The 21,621-nt window shown below is 72.5% G+C and carries 15 protein-coding genes and 2 pseudogenes; 3 read left to right on the top strand and 14 right to left on the bottom strand.

From position 1 onward, the window contains the following. Positions 1–173 precede the first annotated feature (173 nt). Both OG202_RS05955 and OG202_RS05950 read left to right on the top strand, forming a co-directional pair. A pseudogene (locus OG202_RS05955) lies at positions 174–326 on the top strand (alpha-amylase); the annotation flags it as partial. 204 nt (positions 327–530) lie between these two features. Further along, a pseudogene (locus OG202_RS05950) lies at positions 531–2,163 on the top strand (IS200/IS605 family accessory protein TnpB-related protein). A 357-nt stretch (positions 2,164–2,520) separates the two neighbouring features. On the opposite strand, the gene OG202_RS05945 reads toward OG202_RS05950, so the two are convergent. The 14 genes from OG202_RS05945 to OG202_RS05880 all read right to left on the bottom strand — a co-directional run bounded on the left by OG202_RS05945 (position 2,521) and on the right by OG202_RS05880 (position 19,735). Beyond that, positions 2,521–4,278, bottom strand: a complete 1,758-nt coding sequence (locus OG202_RS05945; protein ID WP_328222434.1) for an ABC transporter ATP-binding protein — start codon at positions 4,276–4,278, stop codon at positions 2,521–2,523. Beyond that, positions 4,275–5,156 (bottom strand): ABC transporter permease, encoded by an 882-nt coding sequence (locus OG202_RS05940; RefSeq protein ID WP_327732338.1) that lies wholly within the window; start codon positions 5,154–5,156, stop codon positions 4,275–4,277. The genes OG202_RS05945 and OG202_RS05940 overlap by 4 nt, the downstream gene beginning before the upstream one ends. A 14-nt stretch (positions 5,157–5,170) precedes the next feature. Continuing rightward, positions 5,171–6,130: an ABC transporter permease gene (locus tag OG202_RS05935; protein ID WP_327731073.1), complete on the bottom strand. Its 960-nt coding sequence runs from the start codon at positions 6,128–6,130 to the stop codon at positions 5,171–5,173. Continuing rightward, positions 6,127–7,716, bottom strand: coding sequence for an ABC transporter substrate-binding protein (locus OG202_RS05930; protein WP_328222431.1), 1,590 nt, complete (start codon positions 7,714–7,716; stop codon positions 6,127–6,129). Before OG202_RS05930 ends, OG202_RS05935 begins: the two co-directional genes overlap by 4 nt. A 77-nt stretch (positions 7,717–7,793) precedes the next feature. Further along, positions 7,794–8,594 carry a class I SAM-dependent DNA methyltransferase gene (locus tag OG202_RS05925; protein WP_328224652.1) on the bottom strand — a complete coding sequence of 267 codons (801 nt, stop codon included), beginning with the start codon at positions 8,592–8,594 and terminating at the stop codon, positions 7,794–7,796. Between the two features lie 176 nt (positions 8,595–8,770). Then, on the bottom strand, positions 8,771–10,033 hold the full coding sequence (locus OG202_RS05920) for an MFS transporter (protein ID WP_326584808.1): 1,263 nt from the start codon (positions 10,031–10,033) through the stop codon (positions 8,771–8,773). Then, positions 10,017–11,201: a mandelate racemase/muconate lactonizing enzyme family protein gene (locus OG202_RS05915; RefSeq protein WP_328222429.1), complete on the bottom strand. Its 1,185-nt coding sequence runs from the start codon at positions 11,199–11,201 to the stop codon at positions 10,017–10,019. Before OG202_RS05915 ends, OG202_RS05920 begins: the two co-directional genes overlap by 17 nt. Then, positions 11,198–12,286 (bottom strand): PLP-dependent cysteine synthase family protein, encoded by a 1,089-nt coding sequence (locus OG202_RS05910; protein ID WP_326584810.1) that lies wholly within the window; start codon positions 12,284–12,286, stop codon positions 11,198–11,200. Before OG202_RS05910 ends, OG202_RS05915 begins: the two co-directional genes overlap by 4 nt. Then, a complete protein-coding gene (locus tag OG202_RS05905) occupies positions 12,283–13,170 on the bottom strand; it encodes a Rossmann-like domain-containing protein (protein ID WP_328222427.1) in 888 nt (295 codons plus the stop codon). The genes OG202_RS05910 and OG202_RS05905 overlap by 4 nt, the downstream gene beginning before the upstream one ends. Continuing rightward, entirely contained in the window at positions 13,167–14,423 is a 1,257-nt protein-coding gene (locus OG202_RS05900; RefSeq protein ID WP_328222425.1) for an ATP-grasp domain-containing protein, read from the bottom strand. The genes OG202_RS05905 and OG202_RS05900 overlap by 4 nt, the downstream gene beginning before the upstream one ends. A 148-nt stretch (positions 14,424–14,571) precedes the next feature. Further along, entirely contained in the window at positions 14,572–15,135 is a 564-nt protein-coding gene (locus tag OG202_RS05895; RefSeq protein WP_328222423.1) for a GNAT family N-acetyltransferase, read from the bottom strand. A gap of 61 nt (positions 15,136–15,196) precedes the next feature. Then, a complete protein-coding gene (locus tag OG202_RS05890) occupies positions 15,197–16,429 on the bottom strand; it encodes a vWA domain-containing protein (protein WP_326585951.1) in 1,233 nt (410 codons plus the stop codon). Positions 16,430–16,890: 461 nt separating this feature from the next. Then, complete coding sequence (locus OG202_RS05885) at positions 16,891–18,162, bottom strand: AAA family ATPase (RefSeq protein ID WP_328222422.1); 1,272 nt, start codon at positions 18,160–18,162, stop codon at positions 16,891–16,893. Between the two features lie 70 nt (positions 18,163–18,232). Then, entirely contained in the window at positions 18,233–19,735 is a 1,503-nt protein-coding gene (locus OG202_RS05880) for a hypothetical protein (protein ID WP_328222420.1), read from the bottom strand. Positions 19,736–20,139: 404 nt separating this feature from the next. Between OG202_RS05880 and OG202_RS05875 the strand changes: the two genes are divergently transcribed. Further along, positions 20,140–21,621 carry an MFS transporter gene (locus OG202_RS05875; RefSeq protein ID WP_327731082.1) on the top strand — a complete coding sequence of 494 codons (1,482 nt, stop codon included), beginning with the start codon at positions 20,140–20,142 and terminating at the stop codon, positions 21,619–21,621.

Below are 21,621 nucleotides of genomic sequence, written 5' to 3'. Positions count from 1 at the left end.
CGCGGGCGGCATCGCGACCGGTCGACCGGAAAACCCGGTCCGCACGGAACGGTGCCGCCCGCCTCCGTATGGTCCGCCGCCCTCGCGACCCGCCCCTGCCCGCCCCGGGGCAGCGGCGGCCGACACCGACGCGGACGCCGCGCCCCGGCGGCCGCGAGGGAGGAACGCCTGCCATGACGGTGATCTACGAGATCAACACCCTCGTCTGGCTACGGGAGTTGAGCGAACGGTACGGACGCCGCGTCACCCTCGGCGACGTGCCCGGCGAGGTCTGGGACGAGGTCGCGCTGCCGGGCCTCGACGCCGTCTGGCTGATGAGGGTGTGGAACTGCTGCCGATGGAGTGCGTTCAAGTGCGTTCTGGTGAGCGGGAGTGAGTGCTGCTGGTCTGTGTTGTGTCACGCGCCTCGGTGGTGGTGTCGGTTTCAGCGGGGAACTGACGTTCTCTCATCGAATGCGTGACCTTCGTGGGTGGCGCTCGTTTTCCATGGCGACAGGGTTCTTCGGGTGGGGCCGGGCGGGAGTGACAGAGTGGGTGGACTGAGGAGCATCGCCGCGCCGTTCGTCGCGTCCGGTCCGAGTGGTGTGGCCGTGCGAACCCGCCTCAAGCAGCTGACGCCGGACGATGAGAAGGCGCTGCGCCAGGTCGGCGGACATCTGGGGTCGCTGGCTTCGAAGGATCTCAAGGCGCGGTGCCGGGTCGGCCTGGAGCATTCCGGTCAGGCGTGGGCGGTGCGTAAGCGGGAGCTGACGCCGCTGTCGTCGTCGCGGTGGGCGGGGGCGATCACCAAGGCCTCGCATGACCAGTGGGCGCTGGCCCGGCGCTGCCAGCTCGCGCACATCCAGGGCCTGGAAGCCGGTGTTCGCACCAACGAGGACCGGCTGTCCCGGCCGGTCGTGCAGAAGGGGACGAAGAAGGCGCCGGGGGGTTGCCGGTCCCGGCGGGAGTGGCATGCGAAGTCGAGGCGGCTGCGGGTCCTTGAGGACCGGCTGGCTGCCGCGCGGGCGGACCGTGAGGCGGGCGTCGTGCACGTGGTGCGCGGCGGCAAGCGTCTGGCCCGCTCCCGGCACCACCTGGAGGCGGCCGGGCTGTCCGAGTCCGGGTGGCGTGGGCGGTGGGAGGCGGAGCGCTGGTTCTGTCAGGCGGGACGGGGAGTCCGGCAAGCGCTCCGGCAACGAGACCATCCGCATCAGCCCCGACGGCGAAGCGAGTATCAAAGTCCCCGCGCCGCTCGCACATCTGGCGAACGTCCCGCACGGGCGGTACGTCCTGGCCTGCCGGGTCGCGTTCGCGCACCGGGGCGGCGAGTGGGCGGACCGCGTCGCCACCGACCGGGCGATCGCCTGTCGCATCCACTACGACACCGGCCGGGACCGCTGGTACCTGACGGCCGTCTGGCAGATTCCGACCGCACAGACCGTCCCGATGGACGCCGCGCTCGCCCACGGTGTGGTCGGCGTGGACATGAACGCCGACCACCTGGCCGCCTGGCGCCTGGACATCCACGGCAACCCGACCGGCAGCCCGCGCCGCTTCTTCCACGACCTGACCGGCACCGCCGGACACCGTGACGCCCAGGTCCGCCACGCCCTCACCCGCCTCCTGCACTGGGCCCGTACCTGTGATGTGAAGGCGGTCGCGGTGGAGGACCTGGACTTCGCCGCCGAGAAGACCCGCGAGAAACACGGCCGCCGCACACGCTTCCGCCAACTGATCTCCGGCATGCCCACCGGCAAACTCCGCGCCCGACTGACCTCGATGGCCGACGCCACCGGTATCGCTGTCATTGCCGTCGACCCGGCCTACACCAGCCGCTGGGGTGCCCAGCACTGGCAGAAGCCCCTCACCAGCACCACCCGTCAGACCACCCGCCACGACGCTGCCGCCGTGGCGATCGGAAGTCGCGCCCAGCAACACCCGATCCGGCGACGGACGGCACCGCCCCCACAGCACCGGAGTGATGCGGTGGGGCATCGGACCGTCCAGGCCCGACCAGGTGTTCCTGGGCGTGAGGAACCCCGCCGCCGCATTCCCGGACCACGGACACGATCCGTGCTGCCCGGTTGCGGAGTGAACGCGGGCGACCAGAACGCCCAACACCGTCCGGGGCGTTCGGCCGAGCATGAGACCTGGCAACAGGACTCACTCCCGCTCAGTCCCTAGAAACGGTGTGGGAACGCAGCCCGGCCGGCGTATCGCCCTGCGCGACGAGAACCTGATGGCGTCGTTCCGCGCGGCCCTGCCCGACCTCACGGAGGCGGACATCGCCGGATCCCCGTACTGCGTACGGAACTACGTCGTCGACCCCGGCGGCCACGTGCTGTCGGCTGCCGCCGCCGTACGCACGGGCGAATGGCGAGCCCTGACCCCGGTCGGATGGCCGGACGACGACACCCACCACAACTTTCTCGAGGCCGATGCCGGTCGGCTTGACGCGCGTACTCACGTACCGATACGTCTCCGACCCGCCAAGAGCGCCGCGTGTGCGATCGGTTCGCGCTCGTCATACCGCTGCCTGTGTCACACGTCCGCATGCGGAGAGATCGTGGGACGGGCTGCCCGTGTCGTCGTGGCGATGAGCGAGGCGGTGAAGGCGTGTTGCGGCGCTGTGAGAACCCTTTCGGCGGGTCCCTGTTCGACCAGTTCCCCGGCATCCATGACCGCGATGCGGTGGGCGACGGCAGCGGTGTCCAGGTCGTGGGTGATCAGCACCAGGGCCGGGCCCTCTCCCTCTACCGGTCCGCCACTGTGACTGCCGCCGTCGCCGTCGCCGTGGCCGTCGCCCAGCAGACCCGTGAGGACGTCGAGGATGCCGCGCCGGGTGACGGTGTCGAGGCCCGAGGTGATCTCGTCGCAGATCAGGACGCGGGGGTGGGCGAGGAGGGCGCGGGCCAGGGCGGCGCGCTGCAGTTCGCCGCCGGAGAGCCGGGCGGGGCGGCGGTGGGCCAGTTCCTGGGGGAGGCCCAGACGAAGGAGGGTGGTCAGGGCCTCGGTCTCGGCGGCAGCGGCGTCGACTCCGCGCAGCCGAACCGCCGTACGGGCGACCTGGCTCAGAACCGGGCGGTGCTCGTCGAAGGCGGCGCGGGCGTCCTGGAATACGTACTGGACCGCCGCCAACTGCCCCCGGCCGCGGTCGCGCAGGCTGTGCGGCAGGGGGCTGCCATCGAGGAGGATCGCGCCGTCGTGATCGCGATGGAGCCCGGCGAGACAGCGGGCGAGCGTGGTCTTGCCGCTGCCCGAACGGCCGACGACGGCCATCGATTCGCCTGCGTACAGGGCGAGTTCGGGCACTCGCACGGTCACCGACGTGCCGCGTGATCCGTCGCGATGGCGGGCGATGAGGTCGCGGACGCGCACCACGGGGCGTGCGGCTCGCCCGGCCGCCGATCCGCTCCGGTCGCCCGACCCTGTCCTTCCGGGTGACCCCGTCCCTCCGGGTGACCCCGTTTCCGCGCCCGCTCCCGGCCCTGTTTCCGCGCCCCCGGCCGTCCCCGTGAACGACAGCTGCGCGGCGAGGAGTTGGCGGGTCCACTCGTGTCGGGGTGCCGACCACACCCGCGATGTCGGGCCCGACTCCACGACGCGCCCCGCTCGCATGACGTGGACCTCGTCGGAGAGCGCGCGGACGACGTCGAGGTCGTGGCTGAGCAGGACGACCGCGATGCCCTGAGCCGCGACCGCCGCCAGTTGCTCGACGATGAGGCTCTTGGTCAGCGCGTCCTGGCCGGTGGTGGGCTCGTCGGCGACGATGACCCGGGCACCGAGCAGGAGGGCCTGGGCGAGGACGACACGTTGCTGCTGGCCGCCGGAGAGCTGGTGCGGATAGCGGCGCAACAGGGTCGCGGGGGAGGGGAGTTGGGCATCGGTCAGGGCGTGCAGGACGCGTTCCCGCATCGCTGCTCGGCGGGCGCCACGGGGCAGGTGACGTACCCGCGCGTGGGCGATGTCGTTCAGGAGGGCGGTGATCCGGCGGGCGGGATTGAGGACGGCCGCCGGATGCTGGGGCACGTATCCGACGAGGCCGTCGGCCGCCGTCACGCGGACGTCACCGGTGACGCGTGCGCCCGCCGGGAACTCACCGAGGAGGGCCAGCCCCGTGGTCGTCTTCCCGCTCCCCGAGGCACCCACCAGTGCGGTGATCCTGCCGGGCAGCACCCGCAGACTCACTGCCTCGACGATCGCCCGGCCGCCCACCTCTACCCGTAGATCCGTGATCTCGGCCAGAGGTGCCAGGGGTGCCGGGGCGGCCGGGCCGGTCTCGTCGTCGAACCGCTTCACGACCGTCGTTCCTTCCGTACCCGGCGCTCGCCGCGCCGGCCGTTCCCGTCGCGTCCGCCGGGCTTCTCCAGCGCGGCGTCGAAGAGGAGATTCGTGCCCGTGGTCAGGGCGACGATCAGCAGGGCGGGTACGACCACGGCCCACGGCTGCACGAACAGACCCGTGCGGTTGCGGTCGACCATCACCGCCCAGTCGGCGGCGTCCGGGGCCACCCCGACCCCGAGGAACGCGGCCGTGGCGACCAGGTACAGCACACCGGTCAGCCGGGTGCCGGCGTCGGCGCCGAGGGTGCGCAGGATGGAGCGGCCGACGTAGCCGACGGCCGTACGCCACCAGCTCTCGCCCTGCAGACGGAGCGCCTCGACGACCGGACGGGCGGCGGCCTCCGTGGCGGCGGCGCGCACGAGGCGGGCCGCGTCCGGCACGTTGACCAGCGCCACGAGGAGGGCGATGCCCATGGCTCCCGGGGTGAACACGGAGGCGACCAGCAGGATCAGCAGCAGCGACGGGATCGCGATCAGCACGTCCAGGGGCCGCATCAGAAGTTCCTCCAGCCAGCGCCGGTGCGTCAGCGCGGCGAACAGACCCACAGGTAGCGCGACGAGGTAGGCCAGGACACCGGCGCCGAGCGCGGTCAGGACGACCGGTCGGCCGCCGTGCAGCACCTGCCGCCATACGTCCCGGCCCACGAAGTCCGTGCCGAGCCAGTGCCCGTCGCCGAGCGTGAAGGAAGCGGACCGCGCCCCCGGCTCACCCGCGAACACCGGTCCCAGGAGGGCGAGGAGGAGAGGTACGGCGATGATCGTGACGCCGAGCGCGAAACGGCCCGTACGCCGCCGCCGGGAAGGGGAGACGGGGCCCGTGTCGGCCGCGCTGATGTCCGCGCCCGCCGTCACGCCGCCACCCCCGCCCGGGGTGCCAGCCGCCGGGCCACCACGTCCGCGCCCAGATTGAGGACGACGGTCAGGACGCCGAAGACCACGGCCAGGCCCTGGACGACGGGCACGTCGCGTTCGGCTACGGCGTTGAGGAGGACGGTGCCGAGACCGGGGATCACGTAGAGGGCCTCCACGACGATGACGCCGCACAGCAACCAGTCGACGGTGCGGGCGAGTTGCTGCGCGGCCGGGGCGAGGGCGTTCGGCAGGGCGTGGGCGTAGCGGACGCGGGCGCCCGGGACGCCGTACCGGCGGGCGTGGGCGACGTACGGGGAGGCGAGGGCGTCGACCATGCCCGCGCGGACCAGGCGGACGAGGGAGCAGACCGGCCGGGAGAGCAGGACCAGGACGGGCAGGACGAGCGCGGCCGGGTGGGCGAGCAGGTCGGTGCCGTAGCCGACGGCGGTCGGCGGCAGCCAGCCCAGCTTCAGCGCGAACACGGTCACCAGCAGCACACCGAGGGCGAACTCGGGGACCGCGTACACGGCGAGTGTCAGGGAGCTGATCAGCCGGTCGACGAGTCCGCCCTCGTGGCGGGCGGCCAGTACGCCGAGGCCGAAGCCGATCGGCACGAGCAGGGCCACGGTGAGCGCGGCCAGCAGCAGGGTCGGCCCGAAGCCGTCGGCGATGTACCGGCCGACCGGGCGGCCGGAGGTCAGGGAGGTGCCGAAGTCGCCGTGCGGCAGGCCCAGCGCCCAGTCGGCCAGCCGCTCGTGCACCGGCCGGTCGAGGTGCATGGACTCGCGGATGGCGGCGATGCGCGCCGGGTCGGGCTGGTCGCCGGCGAGGGCGACGGCGGCGTCGCCCGGCAGCGCCTCGGTGAGCGCGAAGACCAGCAGCACGACGGCTACGGTCTGCGCCACGCCGAGGAGCAGCCGCCGGGCGACGAAGGAGCGAAGACCGCCTCCGCTCACGCCAGCCACACCTTGTCGAAGCGTGCCCAGTCGAGCGTGTTGGCGGGCGCCTTGGCCTCAACTCCCTTCACCATCTTGGCCGTTCCGATGATCCAGTCGGCGAACCCCCAGATCAGGAAGCCGCCCTCGGCGTACAGCCGACGCTGCATCCGCTCGTAGACGGCGGCCCGCTCGGTCTTGTCCCGCGTCGACTGTGCCTGCTGGTACAGCGCGTCGAAGTCCTTGTGCCGCCACTTGGTGGCGTTGGTGGTGGAGTCGGTGAGCAGCCGCTGCGAGAGGTGCGCCTCGATGGGCATGGCGCCGGAGCGGTAACAGGCGAGGGTGCCGGAGTCGAGGATGTCGCTCCAGTACGAGTCCTTGCTGCCCGTCCTCACGTCGATGGTGACGCCCGCCTTCGCGGCCTGGTCCCGGAAGATGCCGGCCGCCTCGATGAACCCGGCTGCCACGGCCGAGGTGTCCAGCGAGACCTTCAGCTTCTCGGCACCGGCCTGCTTCAGCAGGGCCCGGGCCCGGTCGAGGTCCTGCTCGCGCTGCGGGAGGTCGGCGGCGTAGTACTCGTAGCCCTTGCCGAACAGGTCGTTGCCGACCACGCCGGCGCCGGAGAGTGCCCCGTCGACGAGTTCCTGACGGTCGGCGATCAGGAAGAACGCCTCCCGCACCCGCTTGTCGTCGAAGGGCGCCCGGTCCGTCTTCATACAGAACGCCTGCATGGCGCTGTTGCGCAGCCGGACGATCTCGATCTGCCCCTTGCCCTCATGGGCACGGGCGGTGGTGGGGTTCAGCTCATGGGCGTACTCGACCTGGCCACCGAGGAGCGCGTTGACACGGGCGGACTCCTCGTTGGCGACGACGAATTCGAGTTCGTCGAGGTGCGGGGCGCCCTCCCAGTAGGCGTCGTAACGGCGGAGGACGGCCGAGCGGCCGGGGGAGAACGACACGAAGCGGAAGGGACCGGAGCCGACAGGCTTCTTGTCGAAGTCGGTGGCGTTCTTCCCGGCGTTCTCCGGCACGATGTACGCGCCGAACGCCGCCAGTACATTGGGGAATTCGGCGGTCGGCCGCTTCAGTACGAACTCGATGCCCCGCTCACCGGTGGCCCGGCTGGCGTCCAGGTCGATGGGTTCCAGGGAAGCCTTGGCGCGGAAGGCCTTCTCGGGGTCGGCGATACGGCGGTAGCTGTACAGCACGTCCTTCGCGGTGACCGGCCTGCCGTCGTGGAAGGTGGCCTCGCGCAGGGTGACCTGCCAGCGGTCCAGGGCCTTGTTCGACTCCCACTTCGCGGCGAGGCGCGGCTGCGCGGACAGGTCGGCCCCGTAGTCGGCGAGCTTGTCGAACAGCGCCTTGGCTCTGGCGACGTCGGCGAACAGATTGGCCAGGTGGGGATCGAGCGTCTCGCCGGCACCGCCGCCCGCGAACGCGGCCCGCAGCCGCCCGCCGCGCTTCGGCTTGCCGTCGCCGTCGTCCGCCTGGGCATCCGTACCGCCGCTCCCGCCGCACCCGGTCAGGGCGAGCGCGCCGAGCGTGACGGCACCTGTGGCGGCGAGGAAGCCGCGTCGGCGCAGGCCGGGGAAAAGTTCGTCGTGCATGAAAGTTCCTTGGGTGAGGTGAAGTGCGGTGAGGTGAGGTGAGCGGTGCGGTGGAGTGGAGTGGAGTGGGGCGGGTGTCAGAGGGAGCGAGTGCCGATGCCGAGGCGGGCGACGACATGCAGCCGGTCCGCGTCCGCCGTACGGCCGGGCAACTGCCCCTCCCGCCAGGGTGGTTCTGTGCGCGGGCCCGGACCGTCGTGGAGTTCGAGCACCTCGAAACCGTGCCCGGCCAGGACATGACGCAGTTCCTGAGGGAACAACAGCCGCCAGGCGGACCGCTGTTCGGCGGGCGGTGCGCCGTCGTCCGAGGTCCAGACGCGGATACGGCGCAGGAGCTGGGCGGCGCGGTCCACGGTGAGCGTGGTGGTGGACCGGTGGGCGGTGCCCTGCCAGGTGAAGGCGTTGACGGTCGGGGTGTCGAGGAGGTCGGTACGGCCCAGGAAGTAGGCGCCGTTGCGCATCTCGGCGACCAGCAGCCCGCCGGGTGCGAGTGCCCGGCGACAGGAGGCGAGGAAGCCGTCGAGCTGGGTGTTGGTGTGGCAGTACAGGAGCGAGCTGTCCAGGCAGACGACCGCGTCGAAGGCCGCCCGGCCCAGGTCGAAGCCGTGCAGATCGGCCCGCACGTACGTGGGACCGGGGTGCCGGGCACGGGCATGGGCGAGCATCGCCTCAGAGAGGTCGGCGCCGGTCACCGTACGGCCGACGCCGTGCAGGTGGGCGGCGTCGCGACCGGTGCCGCAGCCCACGTCCAGGATCCTTGGTCCGGCCCCGTGGCGCCGCAGACAGTCCTCGGCCCAGCGCCCGGCCAGCCGCTCGGGATCGGGGAAGCGGGCCTCGTACAGCTCGGGGTTGTCGGTGAGGAGATTACGGCCCGGCACGGGGCCGGTCGCGCGACCCCGAGACCTGGCCGCCGCTGCGCCGGTCGGTCGTCCGGTACCTCTGTCCGTCCTCGCGGCGGGTGCTTCGGCCGTCGCTTCGCCGGTCGTCCGGTCGCTCACCTCGTCGGTCGCTCGGTCGCTCACTCCGGCCGTCACCTCGTCGGTCGCTCGGCCGGTCACGCGTTGCTCCTTTCGGAGGCCGGCGGGGCGGCGGCCGGGGCCGGGGGCGCGGGCAGTGCTCCCAGCCGGTGGAGCCAGCCGACGCCGGCCGCCGAGACCAGCCCGAACAGGGCGCAGCTCACCCAGGGCAGCCACGCGTGTCCGCCGCGCTCCCCGGCGTCCATGGCCCACCCGACGGCGGTGTTGCCGATGGCCGCGGCGACGCCCGAGACGACGTAGAAGATCCCGAAGTACGTGCCGGTCAGCTCGGGCCGCCCGAAACGCGGGATCAGCTCCATCACGAAGGGCGAGGCGACCATGAGGCCGAGGTAGAGGAGCAGCGCGCCGAGCAGGACGAGTGCGGCGGCCGGCCACCCCGAGGTGCCGAGTCCTGCCCCGACAGCGGGAGGCAGGAACGCCAGAGCTGTCACGGCGAGTCCCACACCGATCCAACGAGCCCTGTCGCCAAGCGACTTGAGCGATCTGGTGATGCGCAGCTGAAGCGCGAGGTTGGCGAGCGTGCCGACGAGGAAGACGAGACCGGCGGCGCCGTCCCAGCCCGTGGCCTCCCGGGCCCCGGCCGGCAGCAGCAGATACAGCTGGTTCTCCAGGGTGAACATGCCGACCATGGCGAGCGCGAACGCCAGGAAGGCCCGGTTCCCGAGAACCTCCCGCCAGTCCCCGAGGACACCGCCGCCGCTCGGCTCGGCCTTCCGCGCGGGCAGGACGAGGGCCTGCGCGACGGTGAGGACCGCGAAGATCCCGGCGGCGGTGAGCGCGGACGTACGGAAGTCCACGAGCAGGAGCACGCTCCCCAGCAGCGGACCGATCAGCGCACCGGTCGTCGCGAAGACGTTGAACAGCGCGAACGCCTCCGCCTTGCGCTCCCCGGCATCCTGCGCCAGATAGGCCCGCACCGCCGGGTTGAACAGCGCCCCGGCGAGCCCGCTGAGCACCGACGCGGCGAGCAGCACCGGCAGCCCGTCGCCGAGCGCGAACAGCCCGAACCCGACGGTCCGCAGCGCACACCCGGCGATGATCACGCCCCGCGCGCCGAGCCGGTCCGAGGCGGAACCGCCGATGATGAACAGGCCCTGCTGGCTCAGGTTTCGGACGCCCAGGACGATGCCGACCACGGCCGCCGACATGCCCAGGTTCTCGGTGAGGTGCGTGGCGAGGTAGGGGATCAGGAGGTAGAAGCCGATGTTGACGCCGAGCTGGTTGACCAGCAGGAGGCGGACCGCGAACGGGAAGCGGCGTATCTCATGCCATGTCTGCACGACGTATCTCCCCCGCCTTCCCGGTCATTGCCGTCTCCGCCGTCTCCGCCGTCTCCCCGGTCCTCCCGGTCCTCCCGGTCCTCCCGGTCTCCTTGGACTCGCGGAGCCGAACTCCCAGCCCCGGAAGGGCACTTGTCCGCACGAACCCGTCGGTGCCCCCGATGCCGGTCCACGGGTCGTCGGCGAGCAGGAGATGTCCGTCGAGGTCCACCCAGCGGGCCCGGTCGGCGAGATGGACGGCGGGCGCGAGCCCGAGGCTGCTGGCGGTGAGGCACCCGAGCATCAGCTCGGTGCCGCTGCCCTCGATCAGCCGGGCGATCCGGAGCGCGGCGTGGACGCCCCCGCACTTGGCGAGCTTGACGTTGACGCCGTGCACCCGCCCCGCCAGCCGCCGTACGTCCTCCAGCCCCACGGCGTCCTCGTCGGCGACGACGGGAAGCGGCGAGCGCTCCGCGAGGGCCGCGAGGGCGTCCGGATCGCCGGGGGCGAGGGGCTGTTCGACGGCCTCCACCCCGAGTTCCGCAAAACGCGGTAGCAGGGCCTCGGCCTGCGCCGGTGTCCAGGCACCGTTGGGGTCGAGGAGCAGCCGGGCACGGGGAGCGGCGTCACGGACGACCCGTACGCGCTCGACGTCGTCCTCGGGGTCCGGGGCTCCGGCCTTCACCTTGAGGACCTCGAAGCCGCTCGCGGCGAGCCGACGCGCCTGTGCCGCGGCACGCGTCGGCGAGGTGATGCCGATGGTCCGGGCGGTCGCGGCCGTCGGCGCGACCGGCGCGCCGAGGAGCCGGTGCACGGGGCTGCCCGCCCGCTTTCCGACGAGGTCGAGCAGCGCGGCCTCGACGGCGGCGGTGACGGCCGGAGGGACGGCGGTCGCCCGGCCGGCGGCCGCAGGAGCGCTCGCCCCGGCCGACTCGCCGCCCCGCAGGGCCTCCAGCGCGCTCTCCGGATCGCGGAAGCGCGCGAGGTCCGTGGCGACGTCCGTGAACAGCCGCTCCAGGGCGTCGGCGTCGAGGCCGTAGTAGACGCTGGTGACGGCCTCACCGTGGCCGTGCGCCCCGTCGTCGTCCTCGACGGTCAACCACACGGCGTCACGCGCGGACATGGTGGAGCGGGAGATGCGCAACGGCTCGGCGAGTTCGAGGCGTACGGTGCGCTGGGTGACCTTCACAGTCTCTCTTCCGAACGGGGGGCCTTGAGCGGGTCGGCGACCCTGCCGCACCGGACCCAGCCGACGGCCTCGGCCGCTCCGGGATGGGGGATCTCGACGGGGCGGGTGGCGGCGGAGGCCGGGTCGAGGCCGTGGGCGGCGGCGAAGTCGTCGTCGTAGACGCTGCCGAGGTAGCGGTGCGGGCCGTCCGGGAAGACGGTGGCGACGACGGCGCCCGGGTGGACGCGGGCCGCCCAGGCGGCGACGAGCGCGACCGCGCCGGTGCTCCAGCCACCGCTGACGAAGCTGCCCCGCGCGAGGCGTCGACAGCTGTCGACGGCCTCCGCCGGGCCGACCCAGTGCACCTCGTCGAAGGCGTCGTAGGCGACGTTGCGCGGGTGGATGCTGCTGCCCAGGCCGCGCATCAGCCTCGGCCGGGCCGGCTGGCCGAAGATCGTCGAACCGGTGGAGTCGACGCCGACGAGGCGCAGCGCCGGCCAGTGCCGCCGCAGCGGGCCGATGATGCCCGCGCTGTGGCCGCCGGTGCCGACGCTGCACACCAGGACGTCCAAGTGGTCCAGCTGGACCGCGAGTTCGGCGGCGAGCGAGGCATAACCGGCGGTGTTGTCGGGATTGTTGTACTGGTCGGGCCAGTACGCGCCCGGCAGCACGGCGAGCAGCTCCCGCAGCCGCGCGAGGCGTGCCGCCTGCCAGCCGCCCAGGGGCGCCGGACGGTCCACCAGCTCCAGCCGTACACCGTGGGAGCGCAGCAACTGCCGCATGGACGGCTCCAGTTCACTGTCTCCGACCAGCACGACGGGATGGCCGAGCGCCTGCCCCGCGAACGCCAGCCCGATGCCCAACGTGCCGGACGTCGACTCCACCACCGGAGCGCCGGGCCGCAGTTCACCGCGTTCGCGGGCACCCAGCAACATGGACACGGCGGCCCGTGCCTTCATACCGCCCGCCGCGAGCCCTTCCAGCTTGGCCCAGAACCCCGGCTGCGGACCGGGCAGATCGGCGGTGATGCGCGCCAGCGGCGTCCGTCCGACCAGGGACAGCAACTCCGGGCGTGCGACGGCACGCAGGGCGGTCGGCGCGGTCACTGGCCGTCTCCCGAATCAGGAACCGAATCGGGAGACGAACCCGAACCGGCGTCCGCTCCGTTCAGGCGGTAGCGGTGCAGTGTGCCCGCCCCCGCGTCCAGCCAGAAGAAGGGATACGGCTCCGCGCACACCGCGCTCACCCCGTGACCGAGGAACCGGGGAAGCACCGCGCTGCCCGTCTGCGCGAACATCACCAACTGCTTGCCGTACGCCAGCGCGTGCCGCCGCAATGGTTCGAAGCTGCCGTTGCTCAACGTCATCCCGGAGACCAGGAGCGCGTCACAGCGGTCGGCCGCGCCGAGCGCGTCGGTGACGACCTTCTCGCCCCACTCCGTGACCCCGCCCTTGAGATCGCACGGCACATAGCGGAGCCCGCGTGAACGCAGCGCCTCCAGCAGGGAGTTGACGACGCCGACCACCAGTACGTTCGCGCCCGGCGATAGATCGAGCAGCTCGACGACGGCCCGCGCCCGCGCCCTCGACTTCTCCAGCGACGTGCCGCCCGGCAGCGGGAAGGGCCGTGCCCCGTTCTCCGGTGTGTGCGGGTCGACATGCATCAGATAGGCGTCCAGCGCGGCCACCCGCACCGGGAGCGACGGATGCTCCAGGAGCCTGGCCACATCGGCGCCGACGCACTCGTCGATCGCCGCGTCCCGCAGGGCACCGGGTTCGACCGCGCAGGACCCCACGGCCCCGGCGAGACGCAGACTGAGCACCTCGTTGCGATAACCCGTGCCGCGCCCGTCGTGCCGCACGGCCTGCCGCGTCACGAACGCCACGGCGATGCGCAGCGTCCCGGGATCCGGGCCGAGCCGGCCGGATCTTGCACGCTCCACCAACTCCTCGTAGGTGGCCGCGCCGGCCACCGGAGCGAGGGCGGTCACCGGATCACCAGGCCGGAGCTCAACTCGCCCAACAGCGCCTCGACCTGCCCGCGCGCGCCCGGCCCGGCCGGGTCGCCCACCATGACGTGGCCGAGATACTCGTTGTTGCTGCCGGCCGCCTTGACCTGCCTTCCCGGCTCGGCGAGCTGCACCTCCAACACCCCTGCGACATCGACGAGTCGATCGCCGTCCAGTGCTTCGAGCGTGCCCGACCTCTCCGGTACGAGGAAGCCGACGGCGGCGCTGCGCAGCCCGGTCTCCCGGTGCCGCAGATCGGGCTCGCGGCCGAGGGCGACCTCCACGGCGGCCGCGGCGAGGTCGATGCCGGTGACATGGCGGATCAGCTCGGTGATGCGGTTCCCGGCGGGCCGGGGGTTCACCTCGACCACGCGCGGACCGGCCGGGGTCAGCTTGATCTCGGTGTGCGCCACGACGCCGTCGGTGAGACCGAGCGCCTTGAGCGCGCCCAGCGCGGTCTGCTCGGCGGCATCGGCGTCGGCACCGGACAGGGCGGCGGGGAACATGTGCCCGGTCTCGATGAACGCGGGCGCCCCGCCGATGCTCTTGTCGGTCACTCCCACGACGTGCACGGCCCCCGCGTACGACACGGTCTCCACGCTCACCTCGGGCCCGCTCAGCAGCTCTTCGAGGAGGACGGTGGGCACCCGCCGCTGTCCGCGCGCGTTCAGCGGGAAGTCGGCCAACAGCCTTACCGCATCCGTGAGTTCGGTCTCGTTGTCCACGCGCCGTACGTACATGCCCGCGCACAGGTCGACGGGCTTCACGACCAGCGGATAGCCGATCTCCCGTGCCGCGCGGGCGATGTCGGCCCACTCCTCGTGGAGGGCGAAACGGGGGCCGGGCACGCCGGAGTCGGCGAGGACCCGGCGGGTGGCGTCCTTGCGGCAGGCGTTCGCGACGGCCTCCGGGCCCGGCCCGGGGAGTCCGAGGTGGCCGGCGATCCGGGCCACTGTCGGCAGGTAGTAGTCGCAGGACGAGATCACCCCGTCGAAGCCGAACACCGCGTGCAGGCGTTCCGCCTCCGGCAGGAGGGTGTCGATGTCGTTGGTGTCGGCCGTGACCACGTTCCGCGCGCCGAGCAGCGGATGGGCCGTGCCCTCGGGGGCGGAGCGCAGGTAGTGGTGCAGGTCGCGGGTGAGGAACGTGAACTCGTGCCCGCCCTCCCGGATGGCCCGTGGGAGCAGCCTGCTCATCGATCCGACCCAGCTCTCGACCACCAACAGATGAGCCACAGCTCCCCTTTTCGTGCGGTGCGTTCAGGCGTCACGGCAGCCCGGCGACACCTCGACAAGGAGGTGCCCGGCTTGGCATGTGCACCTTATCGATAATCGTTTTCATTGTCATGGGGAGAGGGTGACGGGGATGCGGGAGTGGTGTCGGTCAGAGTGCGCCGAACGGGTGTCGCGCCGCGAACTCCGGTGCGGTCATCCCGAAGAGCACCAGGTCGTGATGGCGTCCGGCGAAGAACTTGTGGTCGCGCCGCCTGCCCTCCTCGACGAAGCCGAGCCTCCGGTGCAGCGCGAGCGACGCCTCGTTGTAGGCGTACACGCCCGTCTCGCACTTGTGATGGCGCCGCTCGCCGAACATGAAGCGCAACAGCAGCACCACCGCCTCGGACGCGTACCCGCGTCGCTGATGGTCGCCGCCGACCCCGATGCCGTACGCGAACCTGCCGTCGCGCGGCTCGGTGTCGTGCGTCGAGACGGCCCCGACCAGCTCACCACTGTCCAACGCCTCGATCGCCAGCCGGAAGACGTCCCCGTCCGGCTGGGCGACGGCCTGTTCCGCCGCCCAGCGGCGGTAGCCCTCCGCGGAACGCGGCGGAAAGAGCGCGTCCACCGACCGTTGGTGTCCCGAGTGCCCGTCGATCCGCATGAACGCCTGCCAGTCCTCGGGCTCGATCCCGCGCAGCCGTACCCGCTCACCTGTCCAGAAGTCGCTCATCCGCCCATGTCAGCAGGGCCTTCGTGGGGGCGTCCAATGATTTCCGGCGGTGCCCACGGGCCTACCCGATCTCGACCACACGGGCCCAGTCGGGCGGTGAGTCCGGTACGTAGTCGGGGTCGTCCTCGTCCCACGAGGTGTGCCGGTGATGCCGGGGGAACAGGCCGACCACCGTCCGGCACGGTGGCCGGGTGCTGGGCCAGGGGGTCTGTCCGTCGGTGAGGGCCACGATGACGTCGGGCCTGGGGTGGCTGCGGAGCGCCTTGGCGAAGCCGGCGCGGAGGTTCGTACCGCCGCCGCCCAGCAGGGGGATGCCCTCGGCCCGGCACAGCGGGTGGGCGATCCGGGCCGCCGCGTCGCACGGTACGACGGTGACGAGATCACGTCGGCCGCCGACGGCACGGGAGATCGCGGCGACCTCCAGGAGGGCGCTGCCCAGTTCCGCGTCACTGACCGACCCGGAGGTGTCGATGATCACGGAGACATGGGGCGGGCGGCGCCGCAGACTCGGCAGCACGGTTCCCGGCACACCGGCCGAACGCCGTGACGGCCGGCCGTAGCTGTAGTCCTCGCCCGCGCCGGGCGCGGAGGCCGCCGACCGGACCGCGGCGCCCAGCAACGCCCGCCACGGCTGCGGCGGATGGAAGGCCTCCTCCGCCCAGCGCCGCCAGCCCTCGGGCGCGGACCCCGGACGGCCGGTGATGCCCTGCGCCACCCGGAACCGGACCGCGTCCCGTTCCTGGTCGCTCAGGCCGTGCGCCCCGTCCGGCCCCAGCTCCCATTCCCGCTCCAGGCCGTCGGCGCCGCTGCCACAGTCCAGCCACGCCAACTCCAGCGTGCGCGGCCCGAGTTGGAACTGGCGCAGATAGTCCTCCATCAGCTGTCCCTCCGGCAGCCTCAGGAACGCCGGATCGACGACCCCCTCGGGCTTGACCAACCCGTCGCCGAACACGTCGTCGTTGATCTCGCAGTCGGCGGCGATGTTCATCCGCAGCCGCTCCCCGGGGCCGGTCAGCTCACGCTCCCTGGCGACCCGGTCGCTGCGCCCGTGATGGTCGCGCAGCAGGTGCGACACCTCGTGCACCCATACGCCGGCCAGCTCCTCCACCGGCGTACGGTCCACGAAGGCCGGGGAGACGTAACACCGCCAGTGCCGGTCCACGGCCATCGTGGGCACGTGCCGCGACTCGACGGTGTGCAGCGCGAACAACGCCGTCGCCAGGTAGGGCCGGGCCCGCGCCGCCTGCAACCGGGCGGTGAAGAGCTTGTCGAGGTCGAGGCTCTGGGCGCCGATGGCGACGGGACTCCCGTCGGTGCTCCTGGCCGTGCCCCTGGCCGTGGCCGTGGCCGTGCCCGTGCCCGTGGCCGTGCCCGTGCCCGTGCCCGTGCCCGTGGCCGTGGCCGTGCCCGTGGCCGTGGCCGTGCCCGTGCCCGTGCCCCTGGCCGTGGCCGTGCCCGTGCCCGTGGCCGTGGCCGTGGCCGTGGCCGTGCCCGTGGCCGTGGCGGTGCCCATGCCCCCGGCCGTGTCCGTGGCCGTGGCGGTGCCCGAGGTCGTCGCCGTGCCGCTGCCGCTGCCGCTGCCGATGCTGCTGCCGCTGCTCGTGGCCGTCGCTGTGTCGCTGCCGCTGCCGCTGCCGCTGCCGCTGCCGCTGCCGCTGCCGCTGCCCATGCCCATGCTCGCGCTCGTCCCGGTGTTCGTGTCGGTGCTCACTTCGGCCCTCGCTCCGGGGTTCATGTCCCCACGCGCGCCCGTGCTCATCGGCGGCCCTTCGTCGCCGTCCTGGCGCGGGCCGCCGCCTGGTCCGCCCGCCGGGACAGGGTGACCACTCCGGCGAGGTTCTCGATCGCCGCCGGAACGTCCCAGTCGTCTCGGCGCAGCGAGGCGAGGGTGGTCGCGGGGACGACCACCAGGTCCGGGGCCCCGGTCTCCAGCGCCCGGACGAGCAGCGCCCAGGCCGCGTCCCAGCGGGCCCGTTCCGGACGCGCCCGGACCGCCGCCACCACCCCGTCGAGCACCGCCTGCCGCAGATCCCCTCGCTGTGGCAGTTCCGCCGCCGCCGGATCGGCGAGCAGCACCTCGGGATCCGGGAGGTCCAGCCGGTCCAGACTGGCCAGCAGCTCCAGCCCCGGGCCGTCGCCGACGGTGCCCCGGACCAGCAGGGAGAGCACATCGCGCGAGACACCGGAGGCGGTCGCGAAGGCGATCAGATGCAGGGTCATCTCCCAGCTGCGGGGCGACGGCCACGGCCCGCCCCGACGGGTCTCGCTGCTGGGCAGCTGATGCACGAGCTTGGGGCGCGCGGCCAGCAGCGCACACACCGCGCGTCGGGCGAAGACCACCGCCTCCGACAGCCGCTCCGGCGCGAGCCGCGGCAGGGTGGCCCGCGGCCAGGTCCCCCCGAGACCTCGTACGACGACCTCGTGGTCGTGCGTCCACTGCAGGTGCACGAACCGGTTGGCCAGCGGTGGGCTCAGCTCCCAGCCGTCGGCCGCCGAGGACCGGGGGTTGGCGGCGGCCACGATCCTTACGCCGGGCGGCAGTTGGAGCGCGCCGATCCGCCGCTCCAGCACCAGCCGCAGCAGCGCGGCCTGAACGGCGGGCGGCGCCGTGGACAGTTCGTCCAGGAACAGCAGTCCCCGGCCCGCCCGCACCAGTCGCACCGCCCAGTCCGGCGGAGCCATCGGCACACCCTGCTCGGCCGGGTCGTCTCCCACGATCGGCAGCCCGGAGAAGTCGGACGGCTCGTGCACGCTGGCGATCACGGTGGTCAGCGGAAGATCCAGGGTGGCCGCGAGCTGTGTCAGCGCCGCGGTCTTGCCGATCCCCGGCTCACCCCACAGCAGTACGGGCAGGTCCGCGGCGACGGCCAGGGTCAGCGCCTCCAACTGTGTGTCGGGACGCGGTTCGGTGGTCGTGGTGCGCAGCAGGCTCAACAGGTCACCGGCTACGTCGAGTTGGGAGGTGTGGTCGGAGGCGGCGGTATCGGAGAAGACGGTGGGCAGGACGGAGGGGGTGCGTGTGGGCATGTTTGATCACCTTGGGTGTGTAGTGGGCTGAAAGCGTCCCGGTGTTTCGGCGTGGGGCCCGGGTCCTCGGTCAGAAGAAGGTCGCCACGCGGGGACGGCGGTGGCGGGAAGGGCGGCGGCCCACGTGGGAGCGGACCCGGCCGGGGGCGGGATCGGCGAGGCCCGCCCGGTACAGGCCGTAGGCGATCCGCCGTCGCGCGGCCGACTCCAGCTCGTCCCGCAGAGGGCCGTCGCGCAGCACCGCCTCGGGGCCCAGGAGCCCTTCGACGACGGCCAGCGCACCGGCGATGTCCCCGTGGTCCAGCCGTTCGCGTACTCCGGACAGACAGTCCGGGCGACGGTGTGCCTCGTCGATGGCCCGCAGACAGGGGAGCGGGGTACCGGTCAGTTCGACCAGCAGCTCCTCCCGGCGGAGCTCGGCCGGGTCATGGTCCAGTGCCACCAGCACCCCGTCGACCAGGCCGATCCGGTGCCGCTCACCCCGGCACTCCACGATCCGCGCTCGCTCCGCCCGGTCCGCGGCCTCGGACGGTCCCGACCGTACGTGATCCGGCACCAGCGCCGACGCGACCAGCGGATGCAGCCGCTCGACCTCGATCGCGCCGGCACGGATCAGCTCCAGATCGGGCAGCACCCAGGTCGCGGCGTCGGGCAGGACCGGCAGCGAGCCGGTGGCACCGACGTCGCCGGACACGGCCCTGATCCGCAGCGCGGGTGGCCCGTTGCCGCCGTCGCCGATGCCCGTGCGGTCGCCCGCACCCGCACCCGGGCTCGGGCCCGGGTCGAGGTCCAGGACGATTCGGCGTCGGGTGCCGCACCGCACGAGGACGGATCCGGCGGACCGTCCCTCGGCGCGCAACACCGTCGCCGCCTCGTCCGCCCATCGCTCGACGGCACAACCGCGCTCCGACGCCAGCGTCCCCAGCATCTCCGTCCCCAGCATCTCCGTCCGCGGCACCTGCGGCACCTGCGGCACCTGCGGTTCCGGGCACGGTGGAGGCGGCCCGTCGGCGGCCGGCCGATCCGCTCCGGAACGCACCCGCAGTTCACCCGCCCTGCGGGCATCCCACAGATGACGATGCAGATCGAGCCGGTACCGACGGCTGGGCCGCGGATGCGGATGCCCGCGGGCACCGGCCTCGGAACGGGAGCCGTCCCACAGCGCGAGGCCGATCCGCTGCCCGGCATCCGCCCAGGCGGGTGGAGTCCGGGCCACGAGGTGCACGGCGTGCGGGCCGTCGCGCCCCGCCGCGGGGTACCGGGCCAGTGTGATGGTCAGGCCCGGGCGCAGCAGCCCGTCCGGAGCGATTCTCGGCATGTGCCAGCGCAGCAGATCCGGAGCCAGATGCCGTAGATCGGCGCGGACTCGGGCCGCCAGCTCCTGGCCGTGACCGCCTGCCAGGGAACGCATGTCGAAGTCGATGTCGAAGCCTGCGGCGGCACACGCCCCGGCCCAGTCGCCGACGGCACGGCGGGCGGTCGCAGTCTCGATCATGGAGGGTGGCACGGCGAACTCGCGCACGCGCGACCAGAAGGAAAGCCGGGAATCCCCGTTCGCGATGGGAGTGAGCATCAGCACTCACCTTGCGCGGACGGGACCCCCATTCTGCCAACGGAATGAGTAGTCATCGCGGGGATCGTAACGCCGCCCGCGCTGATCCCGCACATGTTTTTCGACAGCCTTCGACGACTGGCTCACCGGCCCCCGCGCCGCCCCTTTCCTGACCGACGCCAAGGTCACCCGTGACCACGGGTCGTGGTGGCTGAAGGAGGCGTTCCGCGGGCACTGAGCGCGGCCGGGCGGCACCGGCTGCCCAAGTGGTGAGGGCCGGGGCGGCGGCGTACGGTCGAACAGTGAACGCGGCGGTGGACGGAACCGTTCACCGAATCCTGCCTTTGCGATCTGCCATGAGCAACCCACACCCGACTTCCCCAGCGCGGACCACCACCCGGGAAACAGGTGGTGGTGGGAGTGCGATGGCGCTGTTCGTCATCGCGTCGTGTCAGTTGATGGTGGTGCTGGACATCACCATCGTGAACATCGCACTGCCGGACATCCAGCGGTCGCTGGACTTCTCGACGACGAGCCTCGCCTGGGTGGTCAACGCGTACACACTGACCTTCGGCGGGCTGTTGCTGCTGGGCGGGCGGGCCGGGGACATCCTCGGCCGGCGGCGGGTGTTCGTGTTCGGTGTGCTGCTGTTCGTGCTGGCCTCGCTGCTCGGCGGTCTGGCGCAGAACGCCGGCCAACTCCTCGCCGCCCGCGCCCTCCAGGGTGTCGGCGGTGCCATCGCGTCCCCGACGTCCCTCGCGCTGATCAGTACGACGTTCCGTGAAGGACCGGAGCGCAACAGGGCGTTCGGGGTGTTCGCGGCGGTCTCGGCGGGCGGCGGCGCGATCGGGCTGCTCGCGGGCGGCATCCTCGTGGAGTGGCTGAACTGGCGGTGGGTGCTCTTCGTCAACGTGCCGATCGGACTGCTGATCGTGCTGGCGACGCCCCGCTGGATCAAGGAGTCGGAACGCCACCCGGGGCACTTCGACATCACCGGCGCGCTGACCTCCACCGTGGGCATGGTGCTCCTGGTGTACGGCTTCATCCGGGCCGCGCAGGAAGGCTGGCGGGACGCTCTCACGGTGGCCTCGTTCGCCGGGGCCGTCGCCTTTCTCGCCCTGTTCATCCTGGTCGAGCGGCGTTCGAAGCAGCCGATCACACCGCTGCACATGTTCCGCGACCGGAACCGGGCGGGCACCTACGGCATCATGCTGTGTCTCGCCGCCGCGATCTTCGGCATGTTCTTCTTCCTGACGCTCTTCGTGCAGAACGTGCTGGGCTTCAGCCCGTTGCAGGCCGGCCTCGCCTTCCTGCCGGTCAGCGCGGTCATCGCGGTCGGCGCCGGCCTGGCCTCGAAGTTCCTGCCCACGTACGGGCCCAAACCGTTCATGGTGGGGGGCGCGATCCTGTCCGCGGCCGGGCTCGCCTGGCTGACCCTGACGGACGTCAACTCCACCTACGCCGGCAGTGTCCTCGGCCCGATGCTCGTCTTCAGCCTGGGCATGGGCATGGAGTTCGTCTCGCTGACCCTGATGGCGCTCTCCGACGTCCCCACCCCCGAGACCGGCGCCGCCTCCGGACTCCTCAACGCCACCCAGCAGGTCGGCGGTTCGCTCGGCCTCTCCATCCTCGTCACGATGTACGGCACGGCCAGCAGCAACGAGGCGGAGAAACAGGTCCCGGAGTTCCTGTCGCAGGCGACCCCGGCCGAGCGCCTGCGGTTCGAACAGACCGGGCAGCTTCCGCCGCCCTGGTCCCACGAGGTGCTCACCGCAGGCGTCTCGGCCGCCTTCGTCATGGCCGCCGTCTTCACGGTCATCGCCGCCCTGATCGCCGTACTGGCCATCCAGGTCCGGCCGTCCGACCTGGAGCGGCTCAAGGGCGGGGTCGGGCCGGGCCCGGGCTGA

The sequence above is a fragment of the Streptomyces sp. NBC_00310 genome (assembly GCF_036208085.1).
Classification (GTDB): domain Bacteria; phylum Actinomycetota; class Actinomycetes; order Streptomycetales; family Streptomycetaceae; genus Streptomyces.
Note: the sequence above shows the minus strand (reverse complement) of the source record. Positions and strands in the feature narration are given on the sequence as shown.

What these genes read in the sequence shown, in the direction of transcription:
- OG202_RS05930 (WP_328222431.1), bottom strand. Translation starts at nt 7,716, where the DNA reads ATGCACGACGAACTTTTCCCCGGCCTGCGCCGACGCGGCTTCCTCGCC.
- OG202_RS05895 (WP_328222423.1), bottom strand. Translation starts at nt 15,135, where the DNA reads ATGAGCGACTTCTGGACAGGTGAGCGGGTACGGCTGCGCGGGATCGAG.
- OG202_RS05885 (WP_328222422.1), bottom strand. Translation starts at nt 18,162, where the DNA reads ATGCCCACACGCACCCCCTCCGTCCTGCCCACCGTCTTCTCCGATACC.
- OG202_RS05880 (WP_328222420.1), bottom strand. Translation starts at nt 19,735, where the DNA reads ATGCTCACTCCCATCGCGAACGGGGATTCCCGGCTTTCCTTCTGGTCG.
- OG202_RS05875 (WP_327731082.1), top strand. Translation starts at nt 20,140, where the DNA reads ATGGCGCTGTTCGTCATCGCGTCGTGTCAGTTGATGGTGGTGCTGGAC.